Source organism: Stieleria neptunia (assembly GCF_007754155.1).
GTDB lineage: Bacteria > Planctomycetota > Planctomycetia > Pirellulales > Pirellulaceae > Stieleria > Stieleria neptunia.
In genome coordinates, this window is the sequence record NZ_CP037423.1 from 7,119,140 (window position 1) to 7,133,581 (window position 14,442).

General features: G+C 60.5%; 5 protein-coding genes. 4 read left to right on the top strand and 1 reads right to left on the bottom strand.

The window, feature by feature from the left end; translation table 11 throughout:
- Positions 1-152 precede the first annotated feature (152 nt).
- The gene (locus Enr13x_RS39095) at positions 153-2,621 is read right to left on the bottom strand and encodes an exo-alpha-sialidase (RefSeq protein WP_231743762.1); all 2,469 of its coding nucleotides are present in this window, start codon (positions 2,619-2,621) and stop codon (positions 153-155) included.
- A gap of 224 nt (positions 2,622-2,845) precedes the next feature.
- On the opposite strand from Enr13x_RS39095, the gene Enr13x_RS24765 reads away from it, so the two are divergent.
- From Enr13x_RS24765 to Enr13x_RS24780, 4 genes are all read left to right on the top strand, one after another.
- Positions 2,846-8,575, top strand: coding sequence for a neutral/alkaline non-lysosomal ceramidase N-terminal domain-containing protein (locus tag Enr13x_RS24765; RefSeq protein WP_145389502.1), 5,730 nt, complete (start codon positions 2,846-2,848; stop codon positions 8,573-8,575).
- Positions 8,576-9,420: 845 nt separating this feature from the next.
- Positions 9,421-10,875, top strand: a complete 1,455-nt coding sequence (locus Enr13x_RS24770) for a hypothetical protein (protein WP_231743763.1) — start codon at positions 9,421-9,423, stop codon at positions 10,873-10,875.
- 97 nt (positions 10,876-10,972) lie between these two features.
- Complete coding sequence (locus Enr13x_RS24775) at positions 10,973-12,169, top strand: glycosyl hydrolase family 28-related protein (RefSeq protein WP_197455333.1); 1,197 nt, start codon at positions 10,973-10,975, stop codon at positions 12,167-12,169.
- Between the two features lie 29 nt (positions 12,170-12,198).
- Positions 12,199-14,325 carry an FAD-dependent oxidoreductase gene (locus tag Enr13x_RS24780; protein WP_145389504.1) on the top strand — a complete coding sequence of 709 codons (2,127 nt, stop codon included), beginning with the start codon at positions 12,199-12,201 and terminating at the stop codon, positions 14,323-14,325.
- Positions 14,326-14,442: the final 117 nt, after the last annotated feature.

Below are 14,442 nucleotides of genomic sequence, written 5' to 3' on the forward strand. Positions count from 1 at the left end.
GTAGGGCGCGAGCCCTCCGGTTCTTCATCTCTGCCAAAACACCGGAGGGCTCGCGGGCTACCGCTAAAAAATGCTTCACAGCGTTGCCGAGAGGGGTTGCAGCAAGTAGCCGGTGGTCGCCGTAGCGCACCACCGGAATCCCGTGGTCGCATTCACAATTGATCGGGGTCCAGCACGACGTGCCGGATGCTTTGGCGTTTCCACGTGTAACTGATGTGAACCTTGCCGTCGGTGGCTTGAATGACGGCGGGATACGAAAACTCCGCGCCGGGTTCGCGTTCCAGCGTCAGCACGGGATTCCATTGCTTGCCGTCCGTCGAGAGGGCGACGTTCAACATCGACCGCGCCGCGGGAAACGGCCCGCGTTTGATCGTATGGTTGTAAACCAGCAGATGCCGACCATCGGCCAGGGTCACCGCATCGGTGCCCGAGTTGGGATTGGGCAGTGGCGTCGCGGTCAACGGCCCCCAGGTTTCCCCACCGTCGCTGGACCAACACTGGGCAACCACGCCTTCCTTGGAACGGCAGAGCACCTGCAGCTGATTTCCCGGGTGCACAAGGAGACTCGGCTGGATCGCATTGAAGTTGGTCGCATCGTTGATCGGCCCGATGATCTGCCAAGTCTTGCCAAGATCTCGACTGATTTCAAAGTGCACGCGCCAGCCGTCGTGCTCGGTACTGGAGGGACACAGAATCGTTCCGTCAGCCAATTGGATCGGCTTGTTCTTGACCGGGCCGATCAGGTTGGGATTGCCGGCGCCGAGTTTCGCGTCGGTTCCAAGCCGATGTGGCTTGGACCACGTCGCGCCATGATCGTCGGACGTCATCAACATGCCCCACCAATGTGACGCGCGGCCATGTTTCGGGTCGACGACTTTGTAGAACAGCAGCAGTGGTCCATCGTGGGGCTGATACAGGACCGGATTACCGACGCGGTGCTCTTCGGTCTCGCCTTCGCTGCCATCGGCCACTTGGACCGGCTGCTGCCATTTGCCATCCACCTGACGGGCCACCCAGATCACGTTGTCGAGCGCCGGTTCGTTCGTCCCGCCGAACCATGCAGCCACCAATCCGTCCGGCGTTTCGGCCAGCGTCGATGAATGACATTGTGGTGTCGGTCGGTCCTGGGGATCGAACACAAACCCGCTGCGCAGGTGGGCACCGCGGCCCGGCACCGAGACCGATGGCAGCTTGAGCAGCGAGAGGTGTTGATTTTCCGCCCGCCAGATCGGTGAGCCTCGATAAAGTTCCCCGACGCGATAGCGCGGGTTGGGTGTCGTCGCGGTTTCCATGATGCGAGTGATCGCGTCAACTTTCGCAGGGTGATCGTCTGCCACGTCACGAGATTCACCAGGATCGCGGTTGAGATCATAGAGGCGGACAGCCCCGTTCTCTTTCCCCAGGCGAATCCCTTTCCAGTCGCCCAGACGCACCGCTTGGTCGTAGTACTTGCGACAGTGACCGTAATCCCAGTACAGATAGTCACGTTGGACCGTGAGTGGTTTGCCGAGCAATGCATCAAGCACGGAGACACCATCGATGTCGGCAGGGGCATCGCCGCCGGCGATCTGGGCGAACGTCGGCAACAGGTCTTGAAATGCGATGACTTGGTCGCTGACGGACGCCGCGGGAATCTTGCCGGGCCAGCGTGCGATGAAGGGAACGCGGATGCCGCCTTCGGTGAGATCACGTTTGAATCCCCGCAAGGGGCCGTTGGTTTCAAACCTGTCCCAGACCGCCGTGTGGCCGCCGTTGTCGCTGCTGAACACCAGCAGCGTGTTCTCCGCCAGACCCAACGCTCCGATCTGGTCGGCGATCCGACCGACGCCGGCGTCCAACCGGTGAACCATCGCGGCGTATTTTTTGGCCTTTTCCGGCCAATCACGATCCGAATACGGGTCGGTCGACGGGACGGCTAAACCGTCGGCGTCTTCGGTCTTGGAAGAAAAGTGCGGCAGTGTGTAGGCGGCATACAGGAAAAACGGTTCGTGCTTCGATTCCTGAATGAACCGCAACGCGTGGTCAGTCAACACATCGTGGCTGTAAGTGTGTTTCGTGACCGGGTTGCCGGGCAATTCGATCCGGCCTTCACCGCGATCGAGATACTCCGTGAAGTAATAATGCGCGTGGTCCTGGTTCAGATAACCGACCCATTCGTCGAATCCCTGTCGTGTGGCGGCGCCGACGGTTCCGGCATCGCCGAGCGACCACTTGCCGACGCCCCCGCAACGATACCCGGCGTCCTTGAGCACTTCTGCAACGGTGCGGTCCTGGTCACCGAGGTAAGTCGGATAGTGTGGAATGTTGTCGCGAGCCGGCGTATGACCGCCATGCAATCCCGTCATCAACACGCTCCGTGACGGAGTGCACACCGGACCGCCGGCGTAGGCTTGGGTGAAACGGATTCCTTGCTGTGCCAGCCGGTCAATGTTGGGCGTGGCGATCAACTTCTGCCCATAGCAACCGAGGTCACCGTAGCCGAGATCATCGGCGACGATCAGAACGATGTTGGGCGATACAGACTGCGGTTCCATCGAGAATGCAGTCGTCGGAGCGAGGCTTGCCGATAGCAGACACAGCGTCCACACCGAAACATAGAGATGACCCAGGGGCGATTTCATGGAGCAAGAAACTTGACGATGGACAGGGGGGCGACGATCAGATCACGCGAGAATGTCGTGACGTGGCATCGAAGCCATCAAACTTCATTCAGCCATTCACACGGCGACGGTATGGTACAATAAAATCTCCCGCCGCAGTGGATATCGATTGGTAGCGGTCAAGCAGCCAATCCTGTCGCACTGCTTGCATTGCCCACCCTGATGTCACCCGAATCGTGACCTTTATGAATCGATCCTGCTGCGTGTGTTGGTTGTTCCTCGTCTTGTTTGCCGTCGGAATGCACGCCGACCACCCCGTGCGAGCCGGTGGTTTGCAGGCCGGAGCGGCGTCGGTGGACATTTCTCCCCGCACGTTGCCGGCGATCCGCAACGGCGGCTTTCTGCAAGCCGAATGGAATCGTGTCGACGATCCGTTGCATGCCCGTTGTCTGGTGTTGTCCGATGGCAACGAAACGATCGCGATCACGATCGTCGATTCGTGCATGCTGCCCACCGACATTTGCGAAGCCATCAAAGCCAAGGTGGCCGACGAAATTCCACTTCCGCCCGATCGTATTTTGATCAGCGCCACGCACACCCATTCGGCCCCTTCGGTGATGTCGTACTGCCTGGGCAGCAGCCGCGATGAAGCGTACGTCGAATTCGTCGTCCCACAAATCGCCCAAGCGATCGTATCTGCGCACGGGAATCTGCAACCGGCAAAGCTCGGTTGGGCGTCCGTGGACGCGGAAGGACAAACGAATTGCCGCCGCTGGATCACCCGCAGCGATCGGGTTCGGACCGATCCCTTCGGCGAGTCGACGGTGCGGGCCATGATGCATCCCGGTTACCTGAATCCCGACTACGTCAGTCCGGCCGGTCCGGTCGATCCGCAACTGTCCGTGCTGAGTGTCGTGGCCGTCCAGGACGACGCGCCGATCTGCGTGATGGCAAATTACTCGATGCACTACTTCGGCAGCAGTTCCGGATTCTCGGCAGACTACTTCGGTGAGGTGGCCAGACAACTGGAATCGCAAATCGCCCATGCCGACGACGAATCACAGCACGCCTTCGTCGGCATCATGTCGCAAGGAACCAGCGGTGATCTGCATTGGATGAACTACGCCAAACCACATCAACGCGTCGATCGAACGGACTATGCGAGGACGATCACCGAAACAATCCTGTCGGCGCGGAAGCAGATCGAGTATCGGTCGGATCTGACGATCGCGATGGCCGAGTCACGAATGAAACTGCGTCGACGGACGCCCGATGCACAACGTCTGGCCTGGGCCAAAACGCTCAACGAACGACGTGGTCAGCGTCGCCCCAAAGACCGCCCGGAAGTCTACGCGCAGCAGGCGGAGTGGATTGACGAGAACCCGGAAACCGAAGTGGTGTTGCAGGCCGTGCGGATCGGCGACCTGGGCATCACGGCGCTGCCGAACGAAGTTTACGGAATCACGGGGTTGAAACTGAAACGGCAGAGCCCGCTCGGCGGCACCTTTAACTTGGAACTCGCCAACGGTGCCGAAGGGTACATCCCGCCGCCGGAGCAACATCGGCTGGGCGGATACACGACTTGGCCGGCGCGAACGGCTGGATTGGAAATCGATGCGGAACCGAAGATCGTCGAGCGGGTGTTGTCGCTGCTGGAATCCGTCTCGGGCAAAAAGCGACGCCCGCCGGTCGATCCGCCCAACGCCTATTCCCGCGCGATCCTTCATGCCAAACCCGCCGCGTACTGGCGTTTGGGCGACATGGTGGTCGACCGCGCGACCGATGCGACGGGAAATCACCACGCGACGTACCAGGGCGGGGTCGCACTCTATTTGCCGGGCCCCGACGGCGACGGTTTCGACGGTGCAGCCAATCGCAGCGTGTACTTTGCCGGCGGATCGCTGCAGGCGAAGCTGGAAACGTTGCCAGCCACCTACAGCGTGTCGATGTGGTTTTGGAACGGATTGCCCGCCGACGGAATCCAACACACCGGAACGTTATTCTCGCGCGACAGCAACGCTTCCCGAGAATCGTTGTCGATCGTCGGTGATGACCAGGGCATGACCACGCTGGCCGTTGACACGGGATCGGCACGACACGTCGCAGCGACTCCGCTGGCAACCAAGGCTTGGCACCACGTCACGCTGGTGCGAGAGGCCGATGCGGTGGTGATTTATTTGGACGGCAACGCCGAACCGGAATTGGACGTGCGGCATCAGACCGTCGCCGACGAACCGGCAGCTGAGATTTCCTTCGGCCAGTTCGATGGCAAACTGGACGAGGTCGCGCTGTTCGCGCGTCCCCTGTCGGCCGAAGCATCCGCGGGCATCTATCGCACCGCGGACATGCAACGCCCGGCACGTCCCCGGCGGCCGGTCACGCAAAGCGAAAAGCAGTCCGACGCCGGATCACTGAAACGTTACGCCGACGCAGTTCAAGCTTCGCGACCGCTCGCCTATTGGCGTTTGCATGACACCGATCGCGACTCCGCGCGTGACGAAGTGGGCGGCAACCACGCTCGGTATGAACGCAATGCCGGCCCCCGGAAACCCGGCACGGCCACCCCGAATTTTTCGGGCGGACGCGTCTTGGCGGGCGTCTCGAAGCTTGACGATCAATACAGCGTCGAATTCTGGTTCCGCAACGAACTGCCCATCACCAGTCGTCCGGTCACCGCCTACCTGTTCACACGCGGCATCAACGGGGCCGACGCCGCCCCCGGTGACAGTTTGGGGATCGGCGGAACACACGCCTCGACAGGTCGGTTGCTGGTGTTCAACGGCAACGACCGCAATGAATTGATCGGCGGAAAGACACAACTCGTCCCGGGCGGTTGGAATCACGTGGTGATGACACGCGACGGCGAAAAGCTGGCCGTTTTTCTGAACGGTGAAATGGAAATCGATGGGCGGCTCGCAAAGACCTATCCCGACCGCTGCGCCGAGTTCCAGATCGGTGGCCGCAATGACAACTTTGCCAATCTGCAAGGCATGATCGAAGAGGTTGCGATTTATGATCGCGCGATCACTCTCGACGAAGCCAAAACGCATTTTATTGCCGCCGGCGTGAAGGCCGTTGCAAAACCAAAACCGCAAGCGAATGCCCAGCGGGAAACTTCGCCCAAACCGACCGCGGCGGACGAGTCACTGAAAAAGATTCACGTTCGCGAAGGCTATCAAGTCCAATTGGTCGCCAGCGAACCGCAGTTGAAGGATCCGGTTGCGATCGACTGGGGGATCGACGGCAGATTGTGGGTCGTCGAAATGGCCGACTATCCGCTGGGGATGGATGGGCAAGGCAAACCGGGCGGCCGGATTCGCGTGTTGGAAGATCGAGACGCAGACGGCTACTACGAAACATCGACCTTGTTCGCCGATGGGCTGAGCTTTCCGAACGGCATTCTGGTCTGGGGCAACGGTATTCTGATCACCGCCGCACCGGAGATTTTGTATCTGGAAGACAGCAACGGGGATGGCAAAGCCGACGTGCGGCGGTCGCTATTCCAGGGATTCCTCGAAGGCAACCAGCAGTTGCGCGTCAACGGGTTGCGTTGGGGACTGGATAATTGGGTTCACTGCGCCAGCGGCAGCCATCACGCGGGCTACGGCAAGGGCAACCAGATTACGTCGGCGCTCACCGGCAAGAACCATTCAGTCGGCAGCCGTGACTTTCGCATTCGGCCGGACAGCGGCGAGATCGATCCGCAGAGTGGACCTTCGCAATACGGGCGCAACCGAGACGACTGGGGGAACTGGTTCGGCGTGCAGAACAGTCGCCCGCTTTGGCATTACGTCTTGGCCGATGAAGACATTCGTCGCAACCCGCACTTCGCGCCGCCGGATCCGAAACATCTGGTCGTCACGCCGGTCAACCCTCCGGTGTTCCCCGCCGCACAGCTGCAAAAGCGTTTTCACAGCTTCAACCAATCCGGGCGTTTCACGTCAGCCTGTTCGGCGATGATCTATCGCGACGACTTGCTGTTTCCGCCAAGTGACGTCGAGCAACACGCGTTTACTTGCGAACCGTTTCACAACTTGGTTCAACACAACATCATCACCGAAGCCGGCGTCAGTTTTGACTTTCACCGGGACCCTGCCGAGGATGTCGTTGATTTCTTTGCCAGTGAAGACCGCTGGTGTCGGCCGGTGATGGTTCGCACCGGCCCCGACGGCGCCTTGTGGATTGTCGATATGTATCGCTACATGATCGAGCATCCCCAGTGGCTGCCTCAAAACGGAAAAGATGAACTGAGACCGTATTATCGGCTCGGAGAAAACCATGGTCGGATCTATCGCGTCCTACCCTCCGGCAAGAATCCGGGAATGCCAAAGATCGACGATTCAAGTGAAGGGTTGCTGCGTGCCATGGCCAGCTCGAACGGCTGGCAGCGAGACGTGGCGCAGCGTACTCTGGTTCGCACGAAGGACATGGCAGCGGTTCCGCATCTTCGATCGATGGCAATCGCCGACGACCGGCCACGCCAGCGACTGCAAGCCCTGTGCACGCTCGATGGGATGCAGGCGTTGAGCCCCGATGTCTTGCAGGCGGCCTTGCGTGACCCGCATCCGGCCGTCCGCCGCCAAGCCGTGCGGTTGGCCGCCGGCCATGTGGTCGAAGTCCAGACGTTGGTGTCGCTGGTCGAGGACGAGAATGCCAAGGTGCGATTACAGCTCGCGGCCACGCTGGGAACCTACGAGGCCCCGCTCGCGTCCCAAGCACTCGCAAGCTTGGCGTGGAAATCAGCCGATGACGCGTACATCGTTGCCAACGTGATGAGTTCGCTGAGTGATCGCAACATCACCGATGTGCTGAATGCCTTCATGACGATCGCGTCTGATTCAGCGGCGCGCAACCGAAACGACCACCCCTTGCAACAACAGTTGTTCGCACAGGTCGCGGCCTTGGGGGATGCAGACGCAATCGGCCAAACCATCGTCAGCCTCGCCGGACGGTCAGGTTCGCCCCCAGAACCATGGCAGCTGTCCGGGTTGGCCGAGCTGCTCGATGGTTTGGAAAAACGCAAGTTTTCCATCACACAGCTTTCCGATGCTCAACAACAATTGATTGCCGAATCGATCGGGCAGGCACGTCGCGTGGTTTCCAAAGCGTCAGGAAAGTTAACGCCCACGGTCGACAGTTCGCTGCGGTTGTTGCTGCGACAGCCCGACGCTTCCACGGACGACATGCGGCTGCTCTCCGATTTGCTGGTTCCGCAATCGACGGTGGAATTGCAGCTGGCGGTGGTGGATCGATTGGCCAATGAATCCGATCCGCAAATTGGCGCGGTCTTGCTGTCCGGCTGGCCGTCCTACGGTCCGGCGCTACGGTCGCGTGTACTCGACGTTCTGTCCAGTCGCGCGGCGTGGAGTTCGGCGCTGTTGGCAGCGGTGCGTTCGGAAAAACTATCCAGTGGCGAAATCGGTCCCGCGATCCGCGAGCGGTTGTTGGCGACCAAAGACAAAACGCTTCAGTCGGGATGGACTCAAGCGTTTGTGTCATCGACGAGCCCGGATCGCAGGAAAGTGATCGAAGACTACCAAGCCGCGTTGACGTTGGGCGGCGACGTGAATCGCGGCGCAAAGGTGTTTGGCAAGAGCTGTGCCGCCTGTCATCGCCTGGGAAACGTCGGCCACGAAGTCGGACCGAATTTGGCTTCGATCACCGACAAGCGTCCCCACGTGCTGCTCTCGAACATCATGGACCCGAGCGCCGCGGTCGAGGCACGTTACCTGACGTATATCGTGCTGAGCGATGACGGCCGCGTCCACAACGGTTTATTGGGCACCGAGACCGGCAGCAGCATCACGCTCGTGACGGGCGAAGGCAAACGGGAAACGATCCTGCGTTCGGAGATTGAAGAGTTGCGGGCATCGGGAAAATCGCTGATGCCCGATGGCTTGGAAAAGGAACTGTCTCCGCAAGACGTCGCCGACCTGATCGCGTTGTTACGGTCTGATCCGACGAGTGCTGATTGACCGATCAGCACGACACTCGTTCCAAGGCTCTGCCTTGGAACGCAGCGCCGGTGTGGCTCCGCCGCACGCGCCCGACGTCCGCAGGCGGAGCCTCCAAGACAGTGTGTTCCCAGGCGAGAGCCTGGGAACAAGGACATGGACCGATCAGCACAAACTCGTTCCAAGGCTCTGCCTTGGAACGCAATGCCGGTGTGGCTCCGCCGCACGCGTCCGACGGTCGGAGGCGGAGCCTCCAAGACAGGGTGTGCCCAGGCGAGAGCCTGGGAACAAGGACATGGACCGATCAGCACGACACTCGTTCCAAGGCTCCGCCTTGGAACGCAACGCCGGTGTGGCTCCGCCGCACGCGTCCGACCGTCCGGAGCCGGAGCCTCCAAGACGGTGTGTTCCCAGGCGAGAGCCTGGGAACAAGGACAGGGACCGATCAGCACGACACTCGTTCCAAGGCTCTGCCTTGGAACGCAACTTCGGTGTGGCTCCGTCGCACGCGCCCGACGTCCGCAGGCGGAGCCTCCAAGACAGTGTGTTCCCAGGCGAGAGCCTGGGAACAAGGACATGGACGGATCAGCACAATCTCGTTCCAAGGCTCCGCCTTGGAACGCAACGCCGGTGTGGCTCCGCCGCACGCGTCCGACCGTCCGGAGCCGGAGCCTCCAAGACGGTGTGTTCCCAGGCGAGAGCCTGGGAACAAGGACAGGGGTCCGATTACCGAACTGAACCACGATGAAGTTGCTTCGGCCGAGTGGAGCAGATAGCATGTCCGTTGGAATCGCCCACCACCCATGCCCGTTGCTCACCATTCCCACCTGCCGTCGCAGCGGCACCTCCCACGGAAGCACCCATCCATGTATTCGTCGCTTCGTTTCAGGCTGCATCTCGCGGCCGCGGTTGTTGGTTCATTGAGTCTGCTGTTCGGCGGGGTCGTCGATGCGGAGACGCCGACCAAGTTGCTTCGCGCCGGTGCATTTGCGATTGACATCACTCCGACCAAGTTTCCCGTCAGCTCGGCCGGCAGCATGACGCATCGGATGGCCGACCAGGCGCATGACCCGCTGCACGCGCGGTGTCTGGTGCTGGACAACGGCCAAACGACGATTGCATTGGTCACCTGCGACAGCTGCATGATCCCACGTGAGATCTACGACACCGCCAAGCAGCAGGCGTCCGCAGCGACCGGCATTCCAACCGATCACATCCTTTGCTCGGCCACCCACACGCACACCGCAGTCACGGCAACCCCCACGTTTCAGAGCATCGTCCAAGAAGACTACCTTGAATTTCTGACCAATCGGATCGCCGAAGGGATCATCCAAGCCCACTCGCAACTGGAACCGGCCCGCGTGGGTTGGGCGATCGGCAACAATCCGCGACAGGTGTTCAACCGCCGCTGGTTCTTGCGACCGGGAAATTCGCTTGCCGATCCCTTCGACCGCGGCACGGACAAGGTCCGGATGAATCCCAGTGCGAACAGCAAAAGTCTGCTGCAACCGGCCGGCCCGATCGATCCCCAAGTCCCCGTGTTGGCGGTCCAAGCCGTCGACAGTCGTCCGATCGCACTGTGGGCGAACTATTCATTGCACTACGTCGGCGGCGTGCCGTCGAAATCGTTGTCGGCGGATTATTTTGGCGAATTCGCTCGTCAGGTTTCACGGCTGATCGACGCCGAAGACACGCAACCCGGGTTTGTCGCGGCGATGACCAACGGAACCAGCGGCGACATTAACAACATTAATTTCTTTGAAGGCGGCGAGCGTCAGCAACCCTTCGAACAGATTCGTCTGGTCGCCGCCGATGTCGCGGCCTCCGCCCTCGTCGCCTACCAACGCGTTGAGTATCTAGATTGGGTGCCGTTGAGAATGCGAGAAACAGAAATCGAACTCGGGGTCCGCCGCCCCGACGACGACGAATTGGCCCGCGCTGAAAAGCTGATCGCCGAAGCCGGACCGGGACCGTGGCGAGACCGCCGTTTGATCTATGCCAACGAAACGTTGGATTTGGCCAAGTACCCCGAGACGGTCCACGTCAAACTGCAAGCGATCCGGATCGGTGATCTGGGGATCGTCAGCAGCCCCTGTGAAACGTTCGTCGAAACGGGCTTGGCGATCAAGAAACACAGTCCCTTCAAACCGACCTTCACCATCGAACTGGCCAACGGATACAACGGCTACCTGCCGACACCCGAACAACACGCCCTGGGCGGCTATGAAACCTGGCGTGCCAAATCCAGCTATCTGGCGGCGGACGCCGAACCGCAGGTACGACAGACCCTGCTGGAGTTGCTCGAACAGGTCGCACAGTGACCGTGGGCATTTCCCGCGCCGCGCCCCCGCGACCTGCGGCGATCTTCGATCGGCAGCGTGCGGGGAGATCGAGTCGGCCAAACAATTTGGGAACATCATGAAACGCTCGTTCGTGTTTGCCACGCTCACTGCGTTGTTGTTTGCGACTTCGCTACCCGCTGCGACGTTTAATATCCTCGACTTCGGGGCGACTGCCGACGATGAATCGGATGACACCGCCGCGATCGCGAAAGCCTTGGCCGCATGCGGGCAGGAAGGCGGCGGAATCGTCTACGTGCCCGCCGGGTCGTTCACCGTCACGCGGCAGGGATCTGAGTCGCCGATATTGATCCTGCCCTCGGACACAATTCTTTGTGGGGAGGGTCCCGCGTCGACGTTACGGTTTCCCAAGCGGGCCAGCGAGTCGAATTTTTGGCGGATGCTCGGCCATGGTCCTGAAGGGGTGCGCAACCTCACGATTCGAGATCTCCGCCTGGACGGCGGCAACACGCACCCGGCCTACGCCAAAGGAGTCCCCGAGCAGAATCATGGCATCTTTCTGTACGCGAAACAGGCGATCGTGGAAAACGTCACCATCGAACGGTTGCTGATTGAGAATTTTTCCGGCGACTGCATCGCGCTCAGCTACGGTTGCCGGAACATCACCATCCGCGACGTGGCGATGCGGAACTTTCTGCGACAAGGTGTTCAGATGGGTGGCGGCAACGGGGCACGCGATTATCTGGTGACGGGCTGTCACGATTTGCAGCATTCCATCACGCCGGGAGGTTCAACGATTCATGTCGAGCATGCCCGCGGTTTAAAGAACGTGCAGATCATTGCCAACCGCTGCCGCCGTTCGATCCTGGCCGGCGGCGTCGACGGATTGTTGATCTGTGATAATGTTGTCACCGGCCGCATCGAAGGGAACGGCAACACGAACTCGATCGTTGCCCGCAACATCGTGCGCGGCAAACCTGAATCAACACGTGCTTTGATGCAGTTCGGCTACGCCAACGGACTGTTGGTGCGCGATAACATCCTGCGCATGACGCCCGATTCGGCACAGGCCGGACTCTACATCTGGGGCAAGTCGCGGTACAACGCTCACCCCAGCCGCGACGTTTCGGTTTCGGGCAATCTGATCTCCGCCGGTAACACCGGAGTCAGGCTCAACGGTGTCGATGGTGCCACGATCGGTCCCAACCGGATTAGCGTTCCCGATGGCAAAAAAACCGTGGTGATCAGCCGCGGTGAAAACGTGATCGTGGAGGATTCGAACGTCCCACCGGATCCCGTTGAATCAAAACCTTAATCACTCACTCTCTAGAAACCACAACAAGCATGAACCGCACGTTCGCCCTATCGACATCCCTCTTGGTCCTGCTCTGGTGCGTCGGAGTTCCGGCCTCCGCTGCCCCTGCCGCCGACGACACGATTTATGATGTCGTGATTTACGGCGGCAGTTCTGCTGGGGTCGCCGCGGCGGTCCAGGTCAAACGCATGGGCGGCTCGGTGGTCGTCATCGAACCGGGAACAAGGATCGGCGGATTGACGACCGGCGGACTCGGGCAAACCGACATCGGCAACAAAGCCGCCATCGGCGGCATCGCACGCGAGTTCTATCAACGGGTGCGTCAGTACTACCAGCAGCCCGAACACTGGAAGTGGCAGCGACCGGGTGAATACCGTGGCGGGGGTCAGTCGCGCACGGCGGCCAATGAAGACACGATGTGGACGTTCGAGCCCTCGGCGGCCCTGTCGATCATGCAAGCCTTTGTCCGTGAGTTTGACGTTCCAGTGATCTACAACCAGCGGCTTGACCGCACACCGGTGTCCGATTCTGGCAACGAGGTGCGCGGCGTGACGCTGGACGGCAAACGAATCGTCGCGATCCGAACCGAAAGCGGCCAGACGTACCGCGGTCGCATGTTCATCGATGCGACCTACGAAGGCGACTTGTTGGCCGGCGCCGGCGTCCCGTACACCGTCGGACGTGAAAGCAACGCGGACTACGACGAGACCTTAAACGGCGTCCAGACCCGTCAGGCCAAGCACCATCAAATCGTCCCGGGGGTCGATGCGTATGTGATCCCAGGCGACGCGACCAGTGGCCTGCTGCCCGGCATCGACCCCGACGGGCCCGGAGAAGAAGGAGGGGGTGATCACAGAGTCCAGGCGTTCTGCTTCCGCATGTGTTTGACCGATCACCCCGAAAACCGCATCCCGTTCGCAAAACCCGAGCGTTACGATCCGCTGGACTATGAATTGATGCTCCGCAATTTCGAATCCGGTGAGCGGGGGATGCCGTGGATCAATTCCGGCATGCCCAATCGCAAAACCGACACCAACAATCGAACGGGATTCTCGACGGATTTTATCGGCCAGAACTACGACTACCCGGAAGCCAGCTATGCCGAGCGTGAAGCGATCATCCAACGTCACCGTGACTACCAGCAGGGATTGATGTGGACACTGGCGAATCATCCGCGAGTCCCCGAACACATCCGAAACAATGTCGCTCGCTGGGGGATGTGCCGCGACGAATTCGAGCGAGAAGACGGCTGGCAACAGCAGCTTTACATCCGTGAAGCGAGGCGGATGATCGGGGCAACCGTGATGACGCAACATCATTGCCAAGGTCGCACGGTCGCCGAAGATGCGGTCGGGCTGGCCGCCTACACCATGGATTCCCACAACGTCCAGCGTTATGTCGACGCCGAGGGGCACGCCCGCAACGAAGGAGATGTCCAAGTCGGTGGTTTTTCGCCCTACGCCATCGCCTATGGCTCGTTGACCCCCAAGGCCGAGCATTGCGAAAACCTATTCGTCCCCGTCTGTTTGAGCGCCACACACATCGCGTTCGGTTCGATCCGGATGGAACCGGTGTTTATGGTCCTCGGCCAATCGTCGGCGACGGCCGCGATGCAAGCGATCGACGCCGATGTCCCCGTTCAAGCGATCGACTACGACGGGCTCAAAGAACGTCTGTTGGCCGACGGACAGGTCTTGACCTGGACCGGCCCGGTACGAAAAGCGGCGGCGTCGATCGACCCCAAGTCGCTGCAGGGGACCGTCATTGATGACGAAGCCGCCGAACGAACGGGCTTTCACGCGACAAGTCAGGTGGTCGGTCCCTTCGTCGGCGTCGGCTATCGTCACGACGGCGATACGGACAAGGGACATCAAAGCATTCGGTTTCCGGTCACGATCGAAAAGGCAGGCCGATACGAGTTGCGTCTCGCGTACTCGCCCAATGCCAATCGCGCCACCAACGTTCCCGTCATCGTCCGCACCGGCGGAGAATCGGTGAATTCGAAAGTCAATCAAAGACGCAAACCAGATCACGGTGCGTTTGCCACGGTCGGCAAGTTTGAATTTCCGGTCGGCCGAGCCGAGGTCGAAATCAACAATCACGAGACCGACGGCCACGTGATTGTCGACGCGATTCAGTTGCTGCCACTGGAATGAGTGGGCAAAAGCCCAGTGCCATCGACGTTGACGCCACGCGGGGTGTTTTTTGTTAGCGGCAGGGCGCGAGCCCTCCGGTCTTTCACGGTCTTATTGAAGCGCGACCGGACGGCTCGC